Genomic DNA, 26,209 nt, shown 5'->3' with positions numbered 1-26,209 from the left:
ATGGTTTCAGATAATTTTACAGAACAAACCCTGGAAATGGGTGAGGATTATGAAGGACGCGTGATTGCTACTCTTGTACGATCTGATAAGAATGTGCCCGACAGGCCATCTATCCTCTATCTTCACGGTTTTAACGATTATTTTTTTCATGAACATGTAGCGGAAGCTTTTCATGAACAGGGGTATAATTTCTATGCTCTTGACCTGCGAAAATATGGCCGCTCCCTGCTTGCCCATCAGCATCCCAATTATTGCCGGTCTATCACCGAGTATTTTGAAGAAATTGACCGCTCCATTGAGATCATTCGCTCCGAGACAGATACGGATGAGAAGTTGCTTATCCTTGGGCATTCTACCGGAGGCCTGATTGCCAGTGTATACCAGAATACCGGAGAGTACCGTGACCAAGTGGATGGACTGATATTGAACTCGCCTTTCCTGGAGTTTAACATCACCCCGTGGCAAAGATGGCTGTTACTGCCCATGGCCGGCGTCATCTCCTTTTTTGCCCCTTATGCCGCCCGCAGAAAGCCGTTGTCACACGTGTACGGGGCCAGTGTTTCCAATCAAAAAAAAGGCGAATGGCATTTTAATACCGAATGGAAACCACTCAATGGCTTTCCAGCCTACCTCCAATGGATCTACGCGGTGAACCGGGCTCAAAAGAAACTTCATCTCGCCTCCGATATTTCAGTGCCCGTCCTCATTTTGCATTCCGATGCTTCCAGCCGCCCCAAAAGATGGAACAACATTGTGCTCAAAACAGATATGGTCCTGAATGTAGAGCATATGAAAAAATTCGGGCGCAAGCTGGGATCTGATGTCAGCTTTGCTGAAATCCCACGGGCCATTCATGACGTATTCCTCTCCAAGCCTGAGGTTCGTCAAACTGCTTTTCGAAAAATGTTTTCCTGGCTTTCTCAAAAGATAGAAATCCATAGCAGCGTGTCTTAATAAGCGCTTCATTTCCGGGCTATACCTTTAACACTACCTCATGAGGCTCTGTGATAAATGTCACTGAGTTTAGTGCTGGGAATACCTAACATAGGACTCACATTAAAAGAGACCTATGAAAGCTGTAGCAACACGTATAAAAAACCGACTGTTTACCAACTGGCATACCATGCGCTGGGTTGCCCTAGCAATAAGTGTATTTTTTGCCGCAATGGGGGTACTCTATCAAGATGTACTGACCGGTTTTTTTAGCGCCTTTTTTCTGTTTCAGGCCTTAACGAACACCGGTTGTATGGTGTCACAAAGTTGCGGCGTACCGGCTTCGAGAAAAACACAGGAGTCGACGCACAGCGAGGTAGAATTTTCAGAAATAAAAGAATCATAAACCGATGGAAAACACACAGACTAAAAGCAAAAGCTTTACGGAGTTAATTAACAGCGACACCCCGGTACTGGTAGACTTCTACGCCGACTGGTGCGCTCCCTGCCGTATGATGGCCCCTATTCTGCAAGAACTAAAAAGCCAGATGGGCGATGATCTAACCATCATCAAAATTGACACCGAAAAGAATCCCGATGTAGCCATTCGCTACCAAGTACGGGGTATTCCGAATCTCATTCTTTTCAAAGACGGGCAAGTACTATGGCAACAAGCCGGTGTTATACAAATGCCTAAATTACAGCAAATCATTCAAGAGAAACTGGAGCAGGCCCAATGAGCGACCAAGAACACAACTACCAGGTTGATTTAGACTGGACCAGAGGCCGCAAAGGCACACTCAGTTCCGATAAACTGGAAACTGAAATTGAAGTAGCTACCCCACCGGAATTTCCCGGCGGAGTTGAAGGCATTTGGAGTCCGGAGCATTTGTTTGTGGCTTCTGTGAGCAGCTGCTTTATGACCACCTTCACTGCCATAGCCGAATATTCTAAACTGAAGTTCGAGAACCTGAGCGTGAAAGCAATCGGAACCATGGCAAAAGTTGACGGTAAGTTTGCAATGACCGAAATAGTACTCAAGCCAACTTTGATTATTCAGGATGAAAAATATGTTGATAAAGCACACCGAATCATGGAAAAGGCCGAATCGGCTTGCCTGATCAGTCGCTCGGTAAAAACCACTATTTCATTGGATGGAAAGGTGGTAGTTGGAGCCATGAACTGATTGCCGTTTGCAATTGTTTTTTTAACTATCTCAGTCATCACAACCAATAATTCGAATTTAAATATTACATACCATGTCTTATCATTTTAGTAAGAAACTTAACATTGGATTTGATGAAGCCATTGAAAAAACCACCGCTGCTCTCAAGGAAGAGGGCTTTGGAGTGCTCACAGAAATCGATATCAAAAGTACTCTGAAAAAGAAACTGGATGTAGATTTCCGGAACTACCAGATTCTTGGTGCTTGCAATCCCCCAAACGCTTACAAAGCGCTGCAAGCAGAGGGACATATTGGCCTGATGCTGCCCTGCAATGTTATTGTACAGGAACACGAAGACGGCAAGGTAGAAGTATCAGCGGTAGACCCTGTGGCTTCTATGCAGGCTATTGAAAACGAGGAATTAGGCGAAGTTGCCAATGAAGTGCAGTCTATGCTCAAGAAAGTAATTGAGAATCTTTAGGGGAGTACATTTGCGCAAAAGCCTTACGAATTCATTTTCGTGAGGCTTTTTTTTTGACCTCAACTATAAGAGGATTTTTTCGAGACGTATAAAAACTCTCAGACTTATTTACGATTTGGTTGCTTTTCAAGCGTCCTCCTCCTTGATTAAGGAAGAGACAGAGGAGGTCGAAATGGTGGAGCCAAGAGTCAAAATTTAATACGACATCAGGCGTAGTCACCGCTAACCTGAAAGTCTTTTTGCTGCTTCCCCACACGCCAAGCCTTGAACTTCGACCTCACCTAAATCCTCTCCTTCAAAAGGAGAGGACTTTTCCGAGACATGTAAAAGCATCTCAGCTCTATTCCTGATTCAGTTGCTTTTCTAGCGTCCTCCTCCTTACTGAAGGAGGAGACAGAGGAGGTCGAAATGGTGGAGCCAGAAAGCTATGATTATTTAATGCTCGTGATCCCCGTAGGTTACAATTCGCTTCCAGTGCAGCAGGGCAAATAGAACCACGCCCAGTGTTTCCAACACTCTGCCTGACAGACCAGCATAAGGTATCAAGCTAAAACCGTCAGCAATGATAAACCAGATGCCCAGGTTCAGGGAGAGTAGCATCGTCCAGGCCATCGGCTCGTTTCCACGGCTTTTTGAATCCAGAAACCGGGGCAATATCCAATAGGCTGTTCCAAGGGTGAACTGTATGATCCAGCCAAAGATCATCCATTCAATATGTGCAGGTAGTGCGGCCCAAAGCAATGGATGTACCATCCATGCCTTATTGATGAGCATCAAACTGCCGGCCGTAAGCCCAAGCAGTAGGTAAACCAGTGAAAGACGAATCATCCAGCGGGAGATCAGAGGCATGGCACTATTTCCGTTTTTTTCGGCGATTCAGACGTTGCTTGCGCGACATCACCCTGGGCCAGATTTCCAGTACGTAACTCCCGATGCCCACAAAATGCAGTACAGCGGATACTACCAACAGTTCACCCCAAATAGTATTTGGATACGCATAGATCAAGGGTTCACTGATTACGCGTAAAAACAGCCCGGAATTCAATCCCGCATAAGCAATCCAGCCCAACCGCTGATTTTGAAAGCTTTCCTCTTTTTTACGACCGGGAAACATCCAGAGTGAAACCCCGATGATGATTTGTGTGATCCATCCCAGCATTAACATATGCCAGAATAATGGTGTGATAGCAGGAAAGTGAAGAGAAGGTATTTGACTGCTAATTCCTATCAACAGTGAAATCACGAAATAGACTAAACCTGTTTTAATAAACAACCGAGTAATTAAAGGCATAGCTTTGATTGATTTTCAAAATTAGCTTGTCTTACAGATGTAAACCTAAGGAAACTGTTTGACATCTTTTTTAACGGTGAGATACAGTTTTAGCCAGAACAACATCACGGCTATTACCGGGAAAATGGCCGCAAGGGCAAGTACATCATAAATCCAGATGCCACTTAAAAATGCCGGCCATAAGCTGGTGAGCAACACAAGGGTTAAAATCACAAAGATGACGGACCCAAGAACCGCATAGAAGTAACCCGCACGGATATCGAGGTCTCTGTTCAGGTAAGCTACCAAACCGGTAGTGAGGGCACCTAATAAAACTACATGCAGGTACAGTATCCGGATGCCGTGGTCTGAAAGCCAGAGGTCGGCCGGCGAGACGGAAGCGACCAATTGCATAAAGGCCTTGGCCACCAGGAATATCAGGGGCCATACCCATATAGCCATCATTTTTTTTCGTGACCTAAAGGCTGAAAATGCAAATAACAAAATGCCTTCTGCAATGAGGAAGCCGCCCATTCTTGCTGCCACCGACAAGTTCAGACTCACCATCGATTCAGGAATTCCATACGGGAAAGTAAGCGGGGCTCCGATGGTGATCAGACCAACCAGCACCAGTGGTGATACCACCAGCTCTTTTTCCCCTATTTTTAAAACCTTTGCAATCAAACCTAAAAGTACCAGAATCACCCAGCCTTCCATAAAAGTGGCCAGGAAAAAATGCGTAAGAGCCTTACCAAACATAGGTCCGCCTATGCCCATCAATTCAACAAAACCAACGCCCCATGCTCCCAGAGAGCTTATAAAAAGCATAATCAGTGCACTTTCAAACCAGATATTGGGCTGGAAATCCTTTTTGAAATAGCGGGTGATGAGATAGCCAATCATGAAGCCGTACCAACCTATCATCACCATACCAGAAAGGATTGCTGACAACGGCAGGTAAGCCTCTCCCGCTGCCACCGGTTGATAGCCCCACATCAAGAAAGCCGGATAGGATAAAAGAGTAAACACCACAGAAAACCATAATGAGGCTTTCATCAGACGAGGACCAAAAGCTGCATGGTAGCCTGGAATAGAATCCAGCTTTATCAGGTACATAGGCAACAGTGCAGCCCAACCAAAGAACATTAGATGTGAATGTCCGTGCCGAATGTTTTCAAACGAAAAATCGATAGGCAGAGGAAAAACGAGACCCAACCTGTATAGGAAACCGGTTAGGCCGGCCAGCACAAAGCTGAACATAGCCCATTGCCAAATACCGGAATCTTTAGACAGTGATTTCATTTTTAGTGCATCCTCTGACATTTTTCAATACACAATAGTTTTATTTAATTAAGGTTAGATGAAGATGATTTTGTCTTAAAAATCTATAACGGCAGTGAAATAGTTACTTATTCCTCTTTTATTGGCATAAAAAAATCCGCCCGGGTTTTGATACCAGGCGGATTTATGCATGCTAAAAACCTGCCTCAGTTCAAGCGCTGTTCAAGATTCAGTGCCTTGGGAAACAGGATATTATTCTCTAAATGCACATGTTTGTGCAAGTCTTGCTGGAAGCCTTCCAGGTTTTGGAATAACACCCGGTACGATGCGCATGCGTCTTCAGGAGGAGTAAATCCTTCGGTCAGCTCTTCTATCTCAGCCATTAACTGGCCGGCCTTATCGTGCTCATCTTCCAGCGCTTCTATCAGTGCTTCCTTAACCGACCCTTTTTTGTGCTCTCTAACCAGTTCTTTAATCTGTGGAAACAGGTCCTCTTCCTCTTTTTGCAAATGACCAAGCATTTCATCACTCAGCAGACGTACTTTTTGGAGGATGTCATACAGGTTTGGATTTCTTTCGCCATGCACGCGAGCTACTTTCTCGGCATAGAAGTTAATTTCCGGTAAAGCCTTTTGTACAAAGCCGTGATGATTATTCACGATGTAATCCACCAGGAAATCCAGCGACCATTCATTATAATTTTCCGTGAGGCTATCGGATGTCTGTAAACCTTCCAGCTCCGATATCACTTGTTCTAGTTCAATATTTTTGGAAGCACAGGCTTTTTCAAGCGTTCGTCCTCCCCCACAGCAAAAATCTAAGCCATGAGATCGTAATATCTGTGCAGTTCGGTAATCTTTGGCCACAATTTGGCCAACAGGTGTTTGTGAGTAATTTTGCATAACAACTATTTTAGTTTTAAGAGTATTTTATCTTATTTATATGAATTCTTTATGAATCGATGAAAAAAAATTTCTAACTCCAGGAGAAGTGGCCGTCAGCAGTAAGACGAAAATGTTTTTCTTTTCCCTCTTCCGCAATTTTAGTGAGGTTAGTGCGCTTCAGCATGTTTTCAATAGAAGCCCGGGTATCAATCCAGCTATTGTGCAAAGGACATGGTTCCTCTGATCCGCAACCAGGCAGGCCTAAAGCGCACTCAGTAAACAAGCCCGGCCCATCTATAGCAATCACTAAATCAAAAAGGGTAGATTTTTTCCCTTTTGCTGATAACCGCACTCCCCCATTCGGCCCTTTGTATGATTCCAGCAGGCTGTCTGCCGTTAACTGCTGCAGAATCTTGGTCAAAAAATGGAAGGAAATATCGAGTTCTTCACTCATTGTGCGGATAGAATAATAGCTCCCATCCCTTTTTGCCGCCAGGTAAAGCGCCGCCCGCAGCCCGTACACACATGATTTTGATAACAACATGCTTCTCTATTTGTGGAGGTTATCAGACCATGACGGTAAACCAGCAACAACTACTTACAATGCCAAAAGGAATCTTAGATTTGCCACAGCCTATTTAAGAGTTTATTGTCTTAAACTAATCATGAAATTCAATTTTTGCAATATCTCTCTAAAGAAAGCTGCCTGAGAACTACATTAATCTGTGTTCGGTCTAGGACCCGTCATTGCTGAAGATGTTAGCTAATTCTAGGACAATTTTCACGTACCCGTATGGGACGAACAACAATAGCCCGGGATAAATCCACGCAAGTGGATGCAGCCCCGGGTTGTTTATCACACAAAGAAGAACCCGAGACTTGTAGAATATTAAGATAACGTCAGTTCGAGATAAAGTCTCAACTTTCACTGTAATTGCTCCGGCCTTCAGGCCGGTGGAGAATGAAAAGAAAAATAAAGCTTTGCCCCAATGGAGCTACAAAATTATTCGTTCTTCAAAGCTTTGGCACTATGGTCTTTTACTATTTTTGCAGCAACCCTCGCCAAACGTATGGACTTTAATACCATCAAAATTCGGGTTCTTTATAAAAGGAATACGTTTTCACCGGCCTGAAGGCCGGAGCAACTTATTTCTTATCTCGAACTGACGTCAAGATAGGAATACCTGCCGAGGGTTATACAAAAAGGCATTTGGGGCTATTGTTGCTTGCCCCCATTCGGGGCCAACTTATTAAATTTTGTCGCCGAATTGGTTGACATCTACAGCGGTGACCTGCTTAATTATTAACTCATTCTCATCTCTAATCTTGCTCTTTTTCCTCTAATAAGTTGCTAACTTCCTTCCCGGGTATTTCTTCTTTTTCGAGCAGCATCTCAGCTACCTTATCCAGCACATTACGGTTGTCCTTGATAGTTGAGAGGGCACGGTCAAATGCTTCCTTAGTTATCTTTTGAACCTCTTCGTCTATTTCACGAGCTGTTGAATCGCTGTACTGTTGCTTGCGACTCATATCGCGACCAAGGAATACTTCCTCTTCATCACTCCCGAAAGAAATATGACCAAAGCGATCACTCATGCCCCACTCGGTAACCATTTTGCGTGATAACTTCGCTACTTTTTTCAGATCGTCCTGGGCACCACTGGTTGCTGTCTCAAAAATCAACTCTTCGGCTGCACGACCTCCCATCACTACAGCAAGGCGATCCAACAGGTATTCTTTGTTATAGAGGTATTTCTCTTTCTCAGGCAACTGAAGCGTTACCCCCATCGCTTTGCCACGGGGTATAATGGAAACTTTATGGATAGGATCAGAGTGTGGCAATACGGAAGCCACCAAGGCATGTCCGGCTTCGTGGTAGGCCAGCAACTTCTTCTCTTCGTCATCGATTTGCATGCCTTCACGTTCAAGTCCCATCATTACCTTGTCCCGCGCCTTGTCGATGTCATCCATGATTATTTTCTTACGCTTATTCCGCCCGGCGTATAGTGAAGCCTCATTCAAAAGGTTCTCTAAATCTGCCCCACTAAAACCAGGCGTACTCTTGGCAATAACTTCAAGTTCTACATCATCATGAAGCGGCTTATTTTTGGCATGGATCTTCAATATTTCGTGCCGTGCACTTTTAGTTGGCACATCTACAGTAATGCGCCGGTCGAATCTTCCGGGACGAAGTAACGCTTTATCTAAAATATCGGGACGATTTGTAGCACCAATCACCACCACGCTTTCCGTGGGTTCGAAGCCATCCAGCTCTGAAAGCAATTGGTTGAGTGTTTGCTCACGTTCATCGTGGCCTCCCCCCAAACCTGCACCGCGCCGGCGACCAATGGAATCCAGCTCATCAATAAAAATAATGCTGGGCGACATCTCCTTAGCTTTCTTAAACATGTTCCTTACCCTTTTGGCACCTACACCCACAAACATTTCCATAAAATCAGAACCCGTAATGGTAAAGAAAGGCACATTTGCTTCTCCCGCGGTAGCCCGGGCAAGTAAGGTTTTTCCGGTTCCGGGCGGACCTACCATCAGCAGGCCTTTAGGCAGTTTAGCCCCAATCTCTTCAAACCGCTCTGGCTCCTTCAAGAAGGCAATAATCTCTTCCAGCTCTTTCTTGGCATTATCCAGTCCAGCCACATCTTCAAAGGTCGTATCCTGTTCTTCAGGTTCCTGCAGTTTAGCTGTGCTTTTGCCAATATTGAATAGTCCTTGATTCTGCCCGCTCATGCGCTGGTAAAACATCACCCCTATATAAATGAAGAAAATAATGGGCAGGACAATCATAATGATGTACCACCAGTTAAACTGCGACTCGGGTTCGGCCGCTACGGTCACATCGTGTTCTTCGAGCAGACTGGAAAGGTTCTCATCCTCAAAATTTGGGATGTAGGTGGTGAATTGGTCGTATCGTACGGTATCGCCTTCCGCTGCTTTAAGTGTTTTGGGATTCTTAAGCTCGCCTTGCACATTTTGCCCCTCTACTTGTATCCGGGAAACATTATCCTCCCTGATTTCTTGTCGGAACTCGGTGTATTCTATGTTTGGCGTGGGTTCAAATAACCCATTCTCTGAGGTCAAAAACCAATTTAAAGCAAGAGCTATTACAAATATCCAAATTAGCAGGCTCGACCAGGATGAAAATCCGGGCTTCTTTCCGCCTCCCTTATTGCCTATACCTTTGGGAGGTACCTTTTTATTGTTATCTCTCTTCTTATCCTTGTCAGCCAAAATTCGTCTACTTTGGATGAGAAATTCTAATTAGGCACATAAATCAATTCATGCAATATCCTAACAGTTTTAAGTGGTGATATAGTTTCACTTAGGTTTAACCATTTTGATATTATAGAACTGATAACCTTGAAAGACAATATAAAGATTTACTAAGCCTATCCCGTAGTTCCAAGGCCACTGGCTATAGCATTCAATACCAGCAGCATATCGGGGAGTAATTCGGCAGCCTCTTTCTCTTTGCCATCCTCCTTCATTTTCCGCCATTTCTTCAATTGCTGAATTTGCAGATCATGCAGCGGCTCTAGGCGTTCAGAACGAAAAGCAATCATCCGGTACAAACGTGGTCGGCGAGCGGTGAGCTTGTGCCCGTATAAAACTTCCAACATCTCCCTTGTTCGGGTGAATTCTTCTTTGATTTGCTTCAAATAACTATCAGCAAGTTCTTCATCATCCACCAGCGAAGCGTATCGCTCCATAATTTCCGTATCCGTTAAAGCGATAGCGGAAGAGGCATTGGAGATGATATACCGGAACGGCATGTAATCAATCGCGTGCTTACTTAGCAACTCAAAAGCCTCTTCGTCTTCTTTCTTTAGACGTTGCAATGCGCTGCCTACGCCGTACCATCCCGTGAGGAAAAACCGGGCCTGGCTCCAGCTGAAAACCCATGGAATGGCCCTTAAATCTCCAAAAGATCGTTTACCGGTCCGACGGGCAGGACGCGAACCAATGCGGCTCGATTCGATCACATCAATGGGCGTAGCCTGTGCAAAAAAGCGTACAAAATCATCCGAATGAACCATTTTTTGATAGCTTTCCAGACTGTAATCATACACTTTGTTAATGATCGGCTCCAGCTCCTCATGTAGTTTCTTTTGAGAGGAATCATTAACCCCCAAGGTCAAGCCGGCCGTACCTGCCTGCAGCAGTTCCATGTTATACAAAGCAGTAACGGTGTTGGCATACTTCTGGGAAATCATCTCCCCTTGTTCAGTCAATCTTAAATCACCTTTAATAGTACTAGACGGTAAGCCGGCTATAAATCGGTGAGTTGGTCCTGCCCCGCGACTGATGGTGCCACCCCGGCCATGGAAAAAGCGAATCCTGATATCATGCGATTCACCAACGTCCGATAATTTCTTTTGGGCCTGGTGCAGGCTCCACAAACTGGCAAAAATTCCACCATCTTTGTTGCTGTCGCTATAGCCAACCATCACCTGCTGGCAGCGGTCAGCTCCGTCCTTCTGTTCCCGGTAACGCATGCTTCTTTGTGTAACGGGATGAGCCAGGAACCTATCCAGAATTTCAGGACCATCTTCAAGATCTTCAATGGTTTCCAGCAAAGGAACCACCGGTACGCGGCATGCCATACCTTCATCGGTCTGTTCCATCAGGCCGGCTTCTCTGCAAAGTATATACACCACCAATAAATCAGACAGGCTACGGGTCATGCTTACGATAAAGGAACCGATGCCAGCGGGCCCAAAACGTTTAATGTGTTTGTAGATCACCCGATAGCAAGCCAATACCGCGTCCGACTCATTGCTTAGTCCGTAACGATGCCGTACAAAAGGCCGAGAAGTTTTCAGCTCTTCATTCAGAAATTCCACTCTTTTCTCTTCCGGCCAGTCGGCGAAATTCTCACCATCTTCAATACCGGCTGCTTTAAGCAGTGATGCCAATGCTGCATCATGAAATTTACTGTTCTGGCGGATGTCCAAAGCGGCAAGGTGGAACCCAAAGGTTTCTGCTTTACGGGCTACCGGTTCAACATCCATTTTCACAATACGATGGGCATTGATCTCTTCCAAAGACTTGATAAAAATATCAAGGTCTGCCAGCACCTCATCTTTTGAAAGATAGTAACGTGTTTTCTCCAGGTCCTCAATGGGCTGCCCCTCTTCATCCAGTGGCAACAGCAGCTGCATGAGATTCAAATATTGGCGCCACGGTTCATCAACATTTCTTGAAATAGCTGCCTCTGCATCCTCTTCGCACCGCAGGGCCATGCCGGTAATCCTTTTTTTGAGGATTTCCGGAACATCAACTTCCAATGAAGAAATACTGATTTTCTGAGCCAGACTTGACAGGTCTTCACGTAACAATTGCAAAGCCTGGCGGCGTAATTTCAGCAAAGTATCTGAAGTCACTTGGTCAGTCACAAAGGGATGACCGTCACGATCGCCCCCAACCCAGTTACCAAAACTTATCTTGGGAAACTGCCGGTAGTCATTCAGCAGGTCAGGATTGAAACCGGCCGATTCCCAGGCATCTCTAAGCCGCTGATCAAGCATGGGCAGCACTTGTGGAAACACGTTGGTAAGATAATGCATCACATTTCGCAGCTCATCACTAATAGAAGGTTTATGCAGAAAAACCTGACCAGTATTCCAAAGCCGCTGCATCGCCGTCATAATTTCATCACGGATTTGCTGCTCTTCATTATGGGTCCACATTTGGTTCTCACGCTTTACCATCAACAAGTAAATATAACGCAGCTGGTCAATAACGGTTGAGCGTTTTGACTCAGTGGGATGAGCCGTCAGTACCGGTTCTACTCTTGTCTGCGGAAGTTTATCCAGAATATCTTCTTCCGATAATTTATGGTCACGCAGCTCTGAAAGTATTTTACCCCAAAGCCCTGAAATACGATCCAGCCCGTATTCATCCTCCAGCTTTCTTCGAAGTTGCACTGCCGCATTTTCTTCCACAATAGTTATCAGCTGAAAGTACAGAGAAAATGCCTTGCTGATTTTTTCCGAATCGCTTTTGGAATGCTTTCCATCTTCAATGGCTTCGGCAACCTGGTCTTCCCCAAGCTCCCGTAACATATCTACATAGCACCGGTGCAAAAAAGTGAGGTCGTCCTGAATTTTACCTAGTTCAATGCCGTCATCTGTTGTACTGAAATACATATTCTTTTGGTGCTTTTTATGAGCTTACGTTCTGATTTAAAACCTAAAAACCGATTATTTGATAGTGTATTCCCCGCCTATTACCGAGGTCCCGGCAGAATTAAATTGTGATAAATATACAAGTTACTGCCTCTTGATGGGCTTGCTAAAATAGATTATTACTTTGTTTTTTGCATTCTTAAGCAGGGAAACTTAACTGAACCATAATTTCCTGTATTATTTGAGTAAATCAAAGATTTTGCTGGCAAAGGCTTTCGCGGCCTCCGGTGATCTGCCCTCCGAATAAATACGGATGATAGGCTCTGTATTGGATTTTCGAAGATGAACCCATCCCTCAGCAAAATCGATTTTCACCCCATCAACCGTGTTTGGTTGCAGGCTTGAGAAATGATGTTTAACCATCTCCAACACCTCGTCGGCATCTTTGCCCAAGTCATCCAGTTGAATCTTGTTCTTGCTCATGAAATAGTCCGGCAAGCTTGCCCGGTATTCGGATGCACTCACTTTTCTTTCGGCCAGTAGCTGAAGCACTATGGCAATCCCAACCAGCGAATCGCGCCCGTAATGTAAATCAGGACAAATCACCCCTCCGTTGCCTTCCCCGCCAATTACGGCATCGTGTTCCTGCATGGCCTTCACCACATTGATTTCTCCTACCGCCGAGCGGTAACATTTCTGATCATATTCCCTTGCCACATCATCAGCCACTCGTGAAGAGGACAAATTGGTAGCACAAGCCCCGACTTTTTTTGATAATATAAAATCAAAAGCAGCGGCCTGGGTATATTCTTCTCCCCATAAATTTCCCTTCTCATCCACTAGCGCCAGGCGGTCTGCATCCGGGTCGGTTACGACGCCTAAGTCGGCATCGTTTTCTTTTACAAAAGTGCAGATCTCAGTCAGATGTTCCGGTAAAGGTTCGGGATTGTGAGGAAACAGACCATTGGGTTCACAGTTCAGCTTGTGAATTGTTTTCACTCCCAGCTTTTCAAGAAGTTGGGGTACAGATTCTGAACCAGCTCCATTTACGGCATCAACCGCTACCGAAAAGTTCTGAGCAGCAATGGTATCTGCCTCGATGTAGGGCAATTCAAGAATCTTCTGGATGTGATCGTCCAGCAGGTCTACATCTTCCCGAATCACTCCAATTTTATCGTAGGCTTGGTATTCAAATCGCTGCTTTTTCGAAAGACGGATTACTTGTTCACCTTGCTCTGCATCCAGAAACTCGCTTTTGCTATTGAGCAGCTTCAGCGCATTCCACTCAGCCGGGTTGTGGCTGGCAGAAATAATAATTCCACCCGCCGCCCTGTGTTTCAACACGCCCATTGCTACGGTTGGCGTTGGGGAAATCCCCACTTTGATCACATCACAACCCACACTGGCCAGCGTAGCAGCTACAATATCCTCACAAATTTTGCCGGTCACGCGGGAATCACGTCCTACAACCACCGTTCCGCCTTTAAGCCAGGTTCCATAAGCGGCGGTAAATTGTGTAAGGTTTTGGGGAGTTAGATCGGTGCCAAAAATGCCCCGGATACCCGAGACGGAAATCATAAGTGCCATAAAATTAATTTCTTCTTGAATTGATAATTCTTGTGAGCTGCTGTTTCCACTGCTGGATACCCGGGAAATTCGGGTTGATGGCAGATACCTCATTGGCCGCCTTCAGGGCTTTTTCAAATTCACGGTTAGTGCCGTACGCCCCGGATAAGTTATATAAAGTTTGGGGGTCCTGTGGATTCAGCCTTCGCGATTCTTCCAGCAAACGGATCGCCTCTTCAGTATTCCCTTGATTCAGATTTACCGCACCCAGCATTTTGGTGATAAAAGCATCCTGCGGATTCAATTGATACGCTTTTTCAAGCAGCGGTTCAGCACGGTCAAAATCATTTTGGTCCAGCAGCAATCGTGCGGCAAATACGTAGGGCGACTCATTCCAAGGCTGGTTTCGAATCAACCCATAATATTCCGCTAAAGCCCGTTCTGTCTGGTTTTGGGTGATGTGATAGCGCGCTACTTCTACCTTCGCCTCATCCCAGCGTTTGTCCATGTGTACCATTGCAAATGCCAGGCTGTCTATCACACCGGTGGGATTGTAGTCCACCTGATAGGGCTCTGCGCTTCCATCTGTCACGAAAGGGAAGCCCTGCTTCAGTGTTTTTACCTGATGATACACCACGCGTTCGTCAAACTCGGTGATATGCATTTCTTCGAAATAAGTGTTTAGATCCAGCTTAACAGGATCTGTGGTTCCACTTGCAGCTAGGTCTTGCAGGATCGCTTCTGCGAAAGTCCTTCCCATTAGAAAATAGCCTTTCTGGTTGGGGTGGAGATGCTCCAGCATCAACCCGTTGCCAATAATCCCATTTTCTGATTCCTGTTCAAACACCTGCTGAACCGGTACCAGTTTTGTGTTCTGTAAGCTCTGTGCCAGCGAATCAATCAGATGATTTACCTGTGAAGGCGCCCGAAATTTAAGCCCGTCCAAATCTTTGGCATAGGTAAACTCGGTTTTAGCTCCCACAATATCTCCCTGATTGTAACTCGTCAGTGCCTCTTGATACACTTCTTCTGCAGGTGGAAGATTATTATCATCCAAACTCACAAAAGGTGGCTGATCTTTCTCATTACTTCCAATTGTGCTCAAGTACACCGGAATGCCTTCGGCCTCAAACCGGCTGATGAGAGCCGACATATTACTTTGAAACTGATTCATAGCCATCTGATGCGTAGTTCCATTCAGCGGAATGGCCTGGTCTTTGATGATACGCTCCATCAGGGTGCCACCGGTGCGTTTGGCTTCGGTATTTTCCGGCCCACCTGCCAGCCATTGACCGGTACTTACTATCATTTCCCTCAATAGCAGGAACGTCTTGTATTGTTGCAGTTCCAAATAAAAGCGGACAAAGCCGGGAAAACCGCCCAGGGTTTCATTGGAGCCTACGCCTAGTGCTCCATAAAACTCGTTATGCCCGGCATAAATCATAATGGCATCCGGGTTTTGGGCTATGATTTCATCAACCTGGTCATAGAGCGTATACGTGCTAATGGCAGAAGTCGCCACATTAACGACTTCCACTTCACGATCGGGCATGGCATCGGTCAGGATGTCGTCTACTACCCGGGAAAACGACCCGTTAAAACCATAGGGATATCCTGCCGCACTGGAGCCGCCCATTGCAAACACCCGGTATCCATTTTCCGGTTTTTCCTGCAAAAACACGTCTATAGAGGGACTGGGCAATGTTTTGGTATAGAAAAAGTAGCGGGCGGTGAAGTTTGGGTTGGGAATATAATATTGGTCGGATGGGATTTCCGGATCAATAAATAAATCGGTGTTGCCCATATAGTCCATGCTGCGCAGAATGCCCTCCACGGCTACAAAAAACAGCACGGGGATGGAAAGCGTGATCACATAAAACAGGATCTTCTTTTTAAGCGGCAACGGCTCTTTAATCTCGTCAATAAATACCTGTACCTCAGCCTCCTCAACATTCAAATCCCCAGCCATTTCAGCGGCGCTTTTTTTGGGGTGATGCTTTCGAATGTAATTTTTGGCTTTATTGCTGAGGCCCATAATTATTTAGATGGCATCCAGGTTTGTTCCTCTGTTCCCGCCTTCAGGTTTTCGTAGCGAGCCAGCACGAACAGAAAATCCGAAAGTCGGTTCAGATAGCGAATGGCTTCCTCTGAAATTTCTTCCTCATGACGGGTTTGAACCGTGGTTCGTTCAGCGCGCCGGCATACCGTTCGTGCAAAATGCAGGGTAGCTCCCGCCTGTGCCCCACCGGGCAGAATGAAATTCTTGAGTTGCTCCAGCGATTCATCCATTTCGTCAATCGCTTCTTCGAGGTAACTGACCTCCTCTTCGCTAATTCGGTCAATGCGCACTTTTCTGGAAGCCGGCGTCGCCAAATCAGCACCCAGTACAAATAACTGCTGTTGTACCGTTTTTAGCCACTCAGCTCCTTCCTTTGTAACGCCAAAGGATATTACCATCCCCAGAATAGAATTCAACTCGTCTACCGTCCCATAGGCATCAATGCGTTTGGAGCTTTTTGAAACCCTTTGCCCTCCAAATAATGAGGTTTCACCGGTATCGCCTTTCTTGGTATATATTTTCATAAAATTTTTAGCTTTTTTTCGAAAATAGGGGTTTGAGCACTAAGGTGCATTTATTGGATGAACCTTTTAAAACTGATGGAGCAGATTAATACTTTGTAGCTTTAAAATCTTTAGCTACCCTTATCGTCTCTTTGAGAAGAGTTAAACAAAATGCTCTTCCTTTTTATCAAATCGAATATTTAAGTGTACCAACCGCTTTAATGCATTTTCGAAAGCCTCGGCATCCTCTTTTGGACAAGCAATTTTGAGGGTCACATCCTCCATGTATTCCGATTCCTCCACCTTCAACTCAAAGTCATTTTTTAGCTTGTTGATAGTGTTTTCTTCGGGATAGGGATACTTGACTTCAAAAAACTGTACCGGACGGATCGTCACCAGTTTTGCCACATCCAAGCACAACTCGGCCGAGCGTCCATAGGCTTCAATAAGTCCGGCTTTGCCCAATTTGGTCCCACCGTAGTAGCGCACCACCACGATGCCTGCATTTACCACTTCGTAGGATTTCATCTGATTCAGGATTGGTAGTCCGGCTGTACCCGAAGGTTCGCCATCATCGGAGCTGAATTCACGAATCCGAGCAGGGTTGATCCGCCAGCCGTAACAATGGTGGGTGGCGTCAGGATATTGGGATTTGATTTGATCCAGTTCGTCGGCAAAATCCTCCTCCGTTTCGGCCGGAAACAGATAGCCCATAAACTTGGAGCCGCGTTCTCTGAAACTGGATTCGTAACTTTGGGTAATGGTTTTCAAAAGTAGATCGATATTTTTTGCCAATATAACCAATTTGTAATACTACTTGGCTTTCAAAACTGGATGAATCCCTTAGTGGTTTATTAAATTCATGAATGTATCGCTCTTCCCTATTTTAATTCACTAAGAGGGTCCCTGATCTATTCGCTGAGTTTCACTGATAGGGTTTCTGGCTTAATTAAATGTTTCATTGCCTACTAACGCCCCGAATCATGTGTCCCTTCGGAGGGACCGGATTTTGAGCAGCTTCACGCTGCGAAAAATTCAGGGAGGGCAGTCTACCAAAGACAAAATCCTAAATTTAGATATATTCTGAAGCTTCCTCTGCCATATTATTTCACCATCAATAAAAACTGCATTCCCTTTGCAAAATCCTTAAACTTGGCGCATGCAATGGATCCGAAGCACTCTTACCATCCTTAAAAAAGACCTGCAGATTGAGCTGCGCACGCGCTTTGCCTTTAACATGGTACTTGCCTTTGTAGCCGCCGCCATGTTGCTGGTATTGTTTACCCTTCGCGCCGATCAGCTGGAACCGGGACCTAAATCCGGCTTGGTCTGGATTATCATTTTATTTGCAGCCTTATCAGCCCTAAGCCGCAGTTTTATTGCCGAAACCGACAAACGTACCTTTGACCTGCTTCGCATCTATGCCGAGGGCACGGTGGTTTATACCGGGAAACTACTTTATAACTTCTTGTTCACCCTGCTGATCAACGTGGCCACTTTTGCCGGTTATATTTTTATGATGGGGCTGAGCATTCAGTCCTGGCCGGCTTTTTTAGTGATGCTGATTGTAGGCACTGCCGGGCTCTCAGGCGTGGCTACGATGACGGCCGCCGTTGTTTCCCAAGCCGACCGCAAAGGAGCCATCTTCTCAGTATTAAGCATTCCGCTTTTTATGCCGCTGGTGCTGCTGCTGGCCGATATCAGCAAAACAGCTTTTGTAAGCGGTGGCGACGGTTCCTGGAATAACTACACCGCCCTAATTGGATTTGCGGGAGTAACCATCACCGCCGGTGTGCTTCTTTTTGATTACATTTGGGAAGAATAATTTTTAATTACATCCAGCCTTAATTCACTTACTACTATGCTTCGAACTTTTTATGCGTCTTTATTGATTCTCTTCTTAGCTTTTGGTTGTTCTTCATCCGAGCAAGAGAAAAAAATGTACTTGTTTTCTTATTTCCAGGGTAATGGAGAAGACGGCTTGCACCTGGCTTATAGCGAAGATGGTCTGGAATGGACGGCTTTAAATAACAACGAATCTATCTTGGAACCCCAGGTGGGCGATGCCAAACTCATGCGAGATCCCTGCATCATTAAAGGCCCGGATGGTACATTCCATATGGTTTGGACGGCCGGCTGGACCGAAAAAGGCATCGGTTATGCCCACTCTGAAGATTTAGTGAATTGGTCGGAACAGCAGTTTATTCCGGTGATGGAGCACGAACCGGAGGCACGTAATACCTGGGCTCCTGAACTCTATTACGATGAACCCTCCGGGCAGTATATGATTTACTGGGCCACTACCATCCCGGGAAGATTTCCTGAAACGGATTCTACCGGTGACAATGGGTACAATCACCGCATGTATTACACCCTCACTAAAGATTTTGAAACCTTCAGCGATACAAAACTCCTCTACGACCAGGGTTTCAACGTTATTGATGCCACCATCCATCACATTGACGGCGAATATGTGATGTTTCTTAAAAACGAGATCCGCTGGCCTGAAGCCGAAAAGAATATTCGCATTGCAAAATCAGACAGTCTTACCGGTCCTTACTCTACCGCTTCCGAGCCCATCACCCGGAATTGGGTTGAAGGTCCTACTGCTATTGAAAGTGACAGCGGGTGGATAGTATACTTTGACCGTTACATCGACCATCAAATGGGGGCCCGCCGCTCCACCGACTTAAAAGACTGGGAAGATATTTCTGATCAACTTGATTTCCCTGAGGGAACCCGACATGGTACCGTGTTCAAGGTTGATTACGATGAGTTCGAGCGCATTAGCAATTCACTGAATAGCAATTAAAGACGGAATCACTGTATGAAGATAAAATTTGGAAACCGTCGCATCATTGGTCAAAAAAGGGCTAAAGAGCAAGCTGAGCGTATCCTGGATTCCGGACGTATCAGTCACGCCTACTTAATTTCCGGACCTAAGGGTGTAGGAAAAACAGCTTTTGCCCTAACTTTTGCCGAAGCCATAAACGGCATCGATCATCTTAGTGATCTTGGAGAGTACAAATCTTCCAAAAAATCGTCTTGGTTTACTCATCCCGATATTCACGTATTCATCCCCAAACCAACAAAAGTAAATACCGAGGAACTACGAGATCGGCTGCAGCTGCTGGAAAAAGATCCCTACGAAATTATTGGATTTTCACAGCGCCCCTCCCTGGATGACGAATCTTCCAAAAACCTGCAAGCCTTTTATCCCATTGATTATTTCAGGGATGATATACGTCCCATAGCTAAGCTCAAACCCAATGAGGGCAACAGGGTAGTTATCATTCTCACGCAGGTTGAAACCATGCGTAAGGAAACCGCCAATGCCTTCTTGAAGCTTCTGGAAGAGCCTTCCGACCGCCTGATGTTTATTCTAACTACCGAAAGCTATGAGAGCTTGTTGCCCACCATCACCTCCCGCTGCCAGCATATCCCGCTGGGCTCGCTGAGTACCCGCGAGGTTGAACAGGGCCTGGTAGAAGTAGACGGACTGCAGCCTGATGAAGCTGCTTATCTCTCCCGCGTATCGAACGGGAATTATGCCATGACCCGTTTCTTTGATATCTCCAAGCTGAAAGAGAACCGAGAGGAAGTGGTAAAATATATGCGGCTGGCTTATGGACAAGATGCCGCCGGACTCTCTACCCTGGTGCAAGACTGGCAGAGCTCTAATAACATCGAAGGGCTGATTGCCCTCACCAATCTCATAGAGATGTATATTCGGGATCTGATGGTCTACCGGGAAACCGGAAAGAAAGAATTTATCACTAATATTGACCAGCTGGAGTCCATTCAGAAATTTGTAAAGGCCCTTGAGGATGCCCGGCTTGAAGAAATGATTGAACACCTGGATCAGTTCCGTGCCCCCATTCGTCAGTATACAAACCCAAAACTTGTTTTCATCGTGTTGGCATTGCGCTTTAGTAACTTAATGCGTGGCCTGGATCCATTTATTCCGGAAGAAGAAAATTGGCAACATGTTCCTGCGTTTAGCAGTTAGTGTGTTTACAAGAACAATTCTTGAATAATTTTCACAGAAGTTGCTTAACGGGTACCTTATCTTGTGCAAAAGTAAAGGAATAAAAAACGCATATATCATCCAATGACCAATTTGAAGTTTCACAAAATGGAGGGAGCCGGAAACGATTTTGTAGTGCTGGATAACCGGCAGTACCGCTTTTCTCTTGACGAAATTATTGAGTTTACCCCAAAGCTATGCACCCGGCGTTTTGGTGTTGGGGCTGATGGTCTGTTAGTTCTCGAAGAACCGCAAAGAGACGACGTTGACTACACTATGATCTATCGAAATGCCGACGGCAGCGATGCCGGAATGTGTGGAAATGGTGCCCGTTGCCTTGCTTTATTTGCGGCCCGTAATGGTTTCAAACATTCGCACCGTTTTAATGTACACGATAATATGTACCAGGCAGAAGTAACCAAAATGGACGACCGCGTTCGCATTCACTTTCCGGTTGAGGTACAGCCTGAGACCATACAGCTGGACGGCATAGAATTAATCAAAGCAGATGCAGCTACCGAACATTTGGTCCGTTTTGTGGATAAAGAAAGCCTTGAAGCTGAAGAACAGCTGGTAAGTACAGGACGCAAACTTCGCTATCACGAACAGGTAAATCCTCCGGGAACTAACGTCAATTTTGTGCAGTACGAAGAAGGAGAAACATCTATCAATCTGCAGACCTACGAACGGGGTGTTGAAAACCTTACTTTGGCCTGCGGAACCGGAGCTCTTGCTTCGGCCATTGCCACACACTTTCAATCTAAAACAAATAGCGAATCTGCCAGCTACGAGGTATCGGTGAAAGGTGGAACGCTGGAAGTGTCTTTTGATTTTAATGAAGATACCAACACGTACCACCATTTAATATTAACCGGACCCTCCCATTTTGTATTTGAAGGAAGCATCTTTGTATAAATTATTATTGATAACTGCCTTTGCCGTCTTGCTATCCGCTTGCTCGGCAAACCTTCCCAGTCCGGCTAATAACAGTTATTCAACCAAAAAATATACCAGCAGGGCCATGGTACCAGGCCAATTGCCGGCTCCCCAATCTATACAGAGTGTGCAGTTGTATCGCAAGGGCAATCCCACCAACCCACCGGTTCTAAGACTTGATGGCAGCCAGTCTCTCGTGTTAGCCTTTGATGAGCTCTCTGACCTATCCGGGCAGTTCCGGGTCACCTTTACCCATCATAACCGCGACTGGAGCCTTAGCAGCTTGCCCTCAAATTGGCATATGGAAGGCAGGAATGAACTGATCATTGGAGGTGGAGAACGTAACCGGCTTGCAGCTCCGGTTTATCATCATTATAAAGCTGAGTTTCCCGGCGACGGGATCAATTTCACGGTAAGTGGCAACTACATGGTGCATATCTCTGATTTTGCAACCGGCACCCGCCTTTTCTCTCTTCCCTTTTTCGTTACTGAAAATAAAGGCAACATCCGCTCCTGGGTTGATACCAAGTACAATGCTGGTGAACGATATAATGCCTTAGACCGTCCATTCAGTGAATTCATCTACCCCGATTCCATAGAGACTCCTGAGTTTTATCTGTCCTTCTATTTTGCTCAAAATCGTTTTTGGGGAGATATTCGACAGTCAGAAAATTATGATTTCTCTGATGATGAACATGCTGAGTTTCATTTATCAGAGCGTAAAGCCTATCCGGCTAATTATGATTTCATCACCTTGAACATGGATGAGCTTTCCGCCAACGGGCAGAAAATCATTGATTATCAGCCAGATATAACTCCGCCACGAATTATACTTCGGGAGGATGTGCTTAATTTCACCTCTACACCCAGCATTGGCTGGGGTACAAACGTTGCACTGCCGGAAACCTCAAGAGATGCCCGCTATGCGCAAGTTCGCTTTCGTTTTACCGATGGAGGCCGTTTTACCGAACGACAAGGCGTGTACCTTGTGGGGGATTTCAATCAGTGGCTTTTGTCTGAAGATAACAAGCTCAGCTACAATCAAGAGTCCGGCTATTGGGAAGCAACTTCACTTATCAAAGAAGGATCTTATACTTACAAGTACGCTATCAAAGACGGGCAGGAAGTAGATGATTTAACGCTTAGCGATACCATCACCCGTCAAAACCAAGAGTACACCAGCTTTGTGTTTTATCGTGATCCTGATATGCAGTACGACCGCCTACTATACGTAAATTTCTTTTACTCCGAGTAATAGGCATTTAGTCTTCCCTAATGGGATGGCTTTCAGATATGACGCGTTTTTCAAAGCTTTAAATGTATTGCCTTCTATCATTTTTCCAGCCAACCCTCAATAAACGTTAGGACTTTAATACCATCAAAATTCGGGTTCTTTATAAAAGAGATTACGTTTTCACCGGCCTAAAGGCCGGAGCAATTAATTTCTTATCTATCACGAACTCAGGCTAAATTAAACTACACTGAACAACAGGGTTAACGCTGGGCCGGAACAAAAAAAATATAGTCCATGAATATATCCATGGACTATTGTAGAAGTGCAAAGCCAAGTAAGTCAGTTTAAAAGTCTATCCCGATAGAAAAGTAGTGAATAGGTTTGGCTTTGAAGGAATCGCGGTCGAAAGCCCATCCTACATCATACCGGAAAGGTAAACCAAGCAGTATAGTACGCAATCCAAAGCCAGCCCCCATCAGAATATCCCCTTCATAGTAGGGCGCTTCAAACTCCACCAGCTGTCCCTGGCTATTCACTGCGTAATCGCTGGTTTTTTCCTTGGCTATTTTAAAATTGAGAGACTTATCATTTACAATTCGATTGGGACTACCGTCTGAAATTTCATAGAGGCCATAATCAATGGTTTGACCCCAGGCAGTACCAATATCCAGAAAAGCTGCCCCAGTGATGTTATACAAAGGCAGAATGGGAATAGCTCCCGGTACTACCGCAGCAAACAGAGGGAATCGAAATTCCGCATTTACCAAGGCGAAGTTACTTCCGTAGAGGCTGTTGTAGGCATATCCGCGAACGGGGAGTGCAGGAACAGTAAAGAAGCTGTCCGTTAGCCGGTCAAAGGATAACCCGTTATCGCTAAACCTTTGGTTGATCCAACCCAAACGTCCCCCCATAAAGTAGGTTTGCTTGTCACGTCCTAAAGAGGTGGCTCCCGATCCTCTAAAAGCCAGGGAATAATTGGCTCCAAGGTTTACATACTGCCTGAAATCACCTAAAACAGAAGCAAAAAGTGGTGCATTTTCACCTAAACCGGGACTTCCTGAAAGCCCTACGGAATATCGTCGCCCGCCTCTTGGGGTAATAAAGCCGGGCAAGGTACGATCATTGGTAAAAATAACTTCGGGATATAAAAATATGCTGCGCTGGTTAGCAGTGCGGTCTCGGCCCACAGAAATACCCGAATAGTAGTCACTTACAGAACTGTAATCCCGGGTGATACCCATCCCTGCAAAACTAAAATCAATGCGTTTGAAGGTATTAAACGGGTATTGCACATTTATTCCCCCACCGAAAGTACGGAAACGAATCACCTCACCGTAAACCGTCTGATATCTTCGGGAAGTATGGAAATAGGACGCAAAATAGTTGGTCCGGTTTTTCATATACCCGTATTGAATGGAATAGTCACTATTCCGTAAGTCAGTTTTGAAATTGGTTCCCAGCGAAATCTGGTGATCGCCAAGCAAATCGCTTATCACAAACTGAGTAAGCGCGTACGTGCCATAGGTTGAAGCAACTACACTTGGGCTGTATGCGATATCAGTGGAAAAACGCAGGCGGTAATCTTTGGGTTGAAAGCGTCCGTCTTCCGTAGTTGTATTTTCAGGAGAGAAATTTTCTACATCTTCCAGGTAGATGGTAGAGTCTTCCATCACCTCGGTGCTAAACACGTAGTTTCTGAAATCTATTTCTTCATTATTATCCTCTTCTGCCCCTTCCTGATTTTGGGCTGAAACGGTGTCGGTGGCTGCATCTGCAATTTGCCCTGCTTGTTGAGCCTGCTGCGGCTGATTTGGAGTGACTCCAGCTTCCTCACTATCTGCTGGGCGTGATCCTCCCGATCCAAACATCTGACGGGCGTAGAGAATGGCGGGAACGCGTTCCGTTTCAGATTCATTAGCCCTGCGCTGCGCCCAATAATTCTTTGACAAATCTCCCTCTTTACGGCGATCAAATGGTGACCGGAGCAGAAAAATATCAAGATATCCTTCGTTTATAGAGTTAAATGCCATTCGTGAACCATCCGCACTTAATGAAATTTGTGAAGCTCCGGTTTGCAGGTTGGTCAAAGGTGTGGTAGTACGTGTGTTGAAATTGTATTCATAAACGTTCAGAATACCGTTTTCATCCGATATAAAAGCCATACGGCCATTGCGGGTTACTTCGGGAGATTTTTCGCTCCAACCGTCCGTTTTGGTCAATCTGGTTGCAGAGTTGCCGTCCACACTGGCCCGGTAAATATCGGTTTGATAGATGGAAGGATCACCCAGCAAGAAATAATTAACTGCAAACGTATGAAAAACGGTTTTATCGCCGCGGTCGGACGTAAAGTAGACATAACGGGAATCCGGGCTCCATTCCGGTTCGGTATCAGAGAAAAAGTCACCTGTGAGGTTTTTAAGGTTCCTTGTTTCCATATCATAAATGAAGATATCCTGGTAAGCTCCAATATTACCATCAAAAGCAATCTTTGTACCATCTGGCGACCAAGCGATAGAAGCAATGGCATCTATATTGGGAAATTGAATTTTCTCGATATTACCCGTGGCATAATCTATAATCGCCAGATCATCCCGTCCTTTGGATTTAGTAGAAATGGCCACTTTGGATCCATCTGGCGACCAATCCATATTGGGATTTAGAATATTGAGTTCTTCAAATTCAGGGTTGTCTTGTCCTTTTACCAGTGTTTTCAACTTGCGGCCGTCAATGGCACTAATCACCACCACATCAAAATATCCGCGCTTATTGGTGATAAAAGCTACTTTATCGCCCTGCGGAGAAATAGCGGGACTGGTATTATAACTTCCAAATTCACCTCTTTCGGTAAGCTGTGTAGAAATCATATCCGCGCGTTCACGTTCGGCTACTTCCGGATAATAGCGTTCCTGCAGGGCATTATCCCAAACCTCAGAAAGTTCTTCGATATTGAGACCCAAAGATTGCCGCATTCCCTCTTCTACACTTCTGGTCTTTTTAATATTCTGAAGGATTTCTGCAATTTTCTGGCGGCCATATTCCTCAACGATATAATTCCATACAGATTGACCACCACGATACGCATAGTAACCACTCAAATAAGGAATGGGGCGCAGGTAGTTATTGATCACCGCATCCCGGATATACATATCCGTGTTGGTATCCCAGCCAAGAGCAGTGTACTCAGCCAATCCCTCTTCAAACCAAAGTGGAAACTGTAACTGAATATTATTACGGATAATGGAATTGATGGTACCACCGTAGAACATGTCGTTAAATACGGCATGTACCAGCTCGTGATGAAGCGTGCGCCGGAAATCAGCATAATCACCGGTAAAAGGCACCGTCATCCGGTTCTTCATTTTGTCGGTCACACCACCAATACCTTCGGCGTTAACCGGAAGGTTTACCACATTGGTTTGTGAGAAGTCGTTGTGCGAATCATAGACAATGAGAGGGATGCGATTAGAAATCTGATGGTTAAAATCTTCCGAAAGCTGCTTGTAGGCAGATTCTATACTTTTGGCAGCAAAATCAGCCAGTTCATAATTCTTTTTTCCGTAGTAATACACGTCAAAATGTGTGGTTTGAATGTATCGCCATTCAAAATCCTCATACTGTACGCGGTTCTTCCCAAAGGAATAATACTGGGCAAAAGCCTGCTGTGCAGTGAAAGACAGCAGGAAAGCAAAAATCAGAAATAGATAAAATCGCGGGTATCTCATTTTAA

The 26,209-nt window shown here is 45.3% G+C and carries 22 protein-coding genes; 10 read left to right on the top strand and 12 right to left on the bottom strand.

Annotated features, from left to right (window positions below; all coding sequences use genetic code 11):
• The 5 genes from FN815_RS06380 (at window position 1) to FN815_RS06360 (ending at window position 2,579) form a co-directional block, all read left to right on the top strand.
• Complete coding sequence (locus FN815_RS06380) at window positions 1–954, top strand: alpha/beta hydrolase (protein WP_142453791.1); 954 nt, start codon at window positions 1–3, stop codon at window positions 952–954.
• 115 nt (window positions 955–1,069) lie between these two features.
• Window positions 1,070–1,339 (top strand): hypothetical protein, encoded by a 270-nt coding sequence (locus tag FN815_RS06375; protein WP_185957192.1) that lies wholly within the window; start codon window positions 1,070–1,072, stop codon window positions 1,337–1,339.
• Between the two features lie 4 nt (window positions 1,340–1,343).
• Entirely contained in the window at window positions 1,344–1,673 is a 330-nt protein-coding gene (gene trxA, locus FN815_RS06370) for a thioredoxin (RefSeq protein ID WP_142453790.1), read from the top strand.
• Window positions 1,670–2,119, top strand: coding sequence for an OsmC family protein (locus FN815_RS06365; protein ID WP_142453789.1), 450 nt, complete (start codon window positions 1,670–1,672; stop codon window positions 2,117–2,119). Before trxA ends, FN815_RS06365 begins: the two co-directional genes overlap by 4 nt.
• A 73-nt stretch (window positions 2,120–2,192) precedes the next feature.
• Window positions 2,193–2,579 carry a DUF302 domain-containing protein gene (locus tag FN815_RS06360; protein WP_142453788.1) on the top strand — a complete coding sequence of 129 codons (387 nt, stop codon included), beginning with the start codon at window positions 2,193–2,195 and terminating at the stop codon, window positions 2,577–2,579.
• A 435-nt stretch (window positions 2,580–3,014) separates the two neighbouring features.
• Here the strand turns inward: FN815_RS06360 and FN815_RS06355 are convergent, their stop codons facing one another.
• The 11 genes from FN815_RS06355 to FN815_RS06305 all read right to left on the bottom strand — a co-directional run bounded on the left by FN815_RS06355 (window position 3,015) and on the right by FN815_RS06305 (window position 17,056).
• Window positions 3,015–3,428 carry a hypothetical protein gene (locus FN815_RS06355; RefSeq protein ID WP_142453787.1) on the bottom strand — a complete coding sequence of 138 codons (414 nt, stop codon included), beginning with the start codon at window positions 3,426–3,428 and terminating at the stop codon, window positions 3,015–3,017.
• 4 nt (window positions 3,429–3,432) lie between these two features.
• Window positions 3,433–3,870, bottom strand: a complete 438-nt coding sequence (locus FN815_RS06350; RefSeq protein WP_142453786.1) for a hypothetical protein — start codon at window positions 3,868–3,870, stop codon at window positions 3,433–3,435.
• A 45-nt stretch (window positions 3,871–3,915) separates the two neighbouring features.
• Entirely contained in the window at window positions 3,916–5,151 is a 1,236-nt protein-coding gene (locus FN815_RS06345; RefSeq protein ID WP_142453785.1) for a hypothetical protein, read from the bottom strand.
• A 185-nt stretch (window positions 5,152–5,336) separates the two neighbouring features.
• Window positions 5,337–6,032 (bottom strand): iron-sulfur cluster repair di-iron protein, encoded by a 696-nt coding sequence (ric, locus tag FN815_RS06340; protein WP_142453784.1) that lies wholly within the window; start codon window positions 6,030–6,032, stop codon window positions 5,337–5,339.
• Between the two features lie 73 nt (window positions 6,033–6,105).
• Entirely contained in the window at window positions 6,106–6,558 is a 453-nt protein-coding gene (locus tag FN815_RS06335) for an RrF2 family transcriptional regulator (protein WP_142453783.1), read from the bottom strand.
• A gap of 776 nt (window positions 6,559–7,334) precedes the next feature.
• Window positions 7,335–9,260, bottom strand: coding sequence for an ATP-dependent zinc metalloprotease FtsH (gene ftsH / locus FN815_RS06330; protein ID WP_221930260.1), 1,926 nt, complete (start codon window positions 9,258–9,260; stop codon window positions 7,335–7,337).
• Between the two features lie 158 nt (window positions 9,261–9,418).
• Window positions 9,419–12,178, bottom strand: coding sequence for a phosphoenolpyruvate carboxylase (locus FN815_RS06325; protein ID WP_142453782.1), 2,760 nt, complete (start codon window positions 12,176–12,178; stop codon window positions 9,419–9,421).
• Between the two features lie 216 nt (window positions 12,179–12,394).
• A complete protein-coding gene (glmM, locus tag FN815_RS06320; protein ID WP_142453781.1) occupies window positions 12,395–13,744 on the bottom strand; it encodes a phosphoglucosamine mutase in 1,350 nt (449 codons plus the stop codon).
• A 4-nt stretch (window positions 13,745–13,748) separates the two neighbouring features.
• A complete protein-coding gene (locus tag FN815_RS06315) occupies window positions 13,749–15,758 on the bottom strand; it encodes an SGNH/GDSL hydrolase family protein (protein ID WP_142453780.1) in 2,010 nt (669 codons plus the stop codon).
• Window positions 15,759–15,760: 2 nt separating this feature from the next.
• Complete coding sequence (locus FN815_RS06310; RefSeq protein ID WP_142453779.1) at window positions 15,761–16,306, bottom strand: cob(I)yrinic acid a,c-diamide adenosyltransferase; 546 nt, start codon at window positions 16,304–16,306, stop codon at window positions 15,761–15,763.
• A gap of 141 nt (window positions 16,307–16,447) precedes the next feature.
• On the bottom strand, window positions 16,448–17,056 hold the full coding sequence (locus FN815_RS06305) for an IMPACT family protein (RefSeq protein WP_142453778.1): 609 nt from the start codon (window positions 17,054–17,056) through the stop codon (window positions 16,448–16,450).
• Window positions 17,057–17,444: 388 nt separating this feature from the next.
• Here FN815_RS06305 and FN815_RS06300 point away from each other — a divergent pair, with 388 nt between their 5' ends.
• The 5 genes from FN815_RS06300 to FN815_RS06280 all read left to right on the top strand — a co-directional run bounded on the left by FN815_RS06300 (window position 17,445) and on the right by FN815_RS06280 (window position 22,503).
• A complete protein-coding gene (locus tag FN815_RS06300; protein ID WP_142453777.1) occupies window positions 17,445–18,110 on the top strand; it encodes a heme exporter protein CcmB in 666 nt (221 codons plus the stop codon).
• A gap of 36 nt (window positions 18,111–18,146) precedes the next feature.
• Window positions 18,147–19,097 (top strand): glycoside hydrolase family 43 protein, encoded by a 951-nt coding sequence (locus FN815_RS06295; protein ID WP_142453776.1) that lies wholly within the window; start codon window positions 18,147–18,149, stop codon window positions 19,095–19,097.
• Window positions 19,098–19,112: 15 nt separating this feature from the next.
• On the top strand, window positions 19,113–20,294 hold the full coding sequence (locus FN815_RS06290; RefSeq protein WP_142453775.1) for a DNA polymerase III subunit: 1,182 nt from the start codon (window positions 19,113–19,115) through the stop codon (window positions 20,292–20,294).
• A 102-nt stretch (window positions 20,295–20,396) separates the two neighbouring features.
• The gene (gene dapF, locus FN815_RS06285) at window positions 20,397–21,227 is read left to right on the top strand and encodes a diaminopimelate epimerase (RefSeq protein WP_142453774.1); all 831 of its coding nucleotides are present in this window, start codon (window positions 20,397–20,399) and stop codon (window positions 21,225–21,227) included.
• On the top strand, window positions 21,220–22,503 hold the full coding sequence (locus FN815_RS06280; protein ID WP_142453773.1) for a type IX secretion system plug protein: 1,284 nt from the start codon (window positions 21,220–21,222) through the stop codon (window positions 22,501–22,503). The genes dapF and FN815_RS06280 overlap by 8 nt, the downstream gene beginning before the upstream one ends.
• A 323-nt stretch (window positions 22,504–22,826) precedes the next feature.
• Here FN815_RS06280 and FN815_RS06275 read toward each other — a convergent pair whose 3' ends face one another.
• Window positions 22,827–26,204 (bottom strand): peptidase MA family metallohydrolase, encoded by a 3,378-nt coding sequence (locus FN815_RS06275; RefSeq protein WP_142453772.1) that lies wholly within the window; start codon window positions 26,202–26,204, stop codon window positions 22,827–22,829.
• Window positions 26,205–26,209 lie beyond the last annotated feature (5 nt).

Origin of the sequence: Gracilimonas mengyeensis, from assembly GCF_900182705.1 — a bacterium.
In the GTDB taxonomy this organism is placed as follows: Bacteria; Bacteroidota; Rhodothermia; order Balneolales; family Balneolaceae; genus Gracilimonas; species Gracilimonas mengyeensis.
Note: the sequence above shows the minus strand (reverse complement) of the source record. Positions and strands in the feature narration are given on the sequence as shown.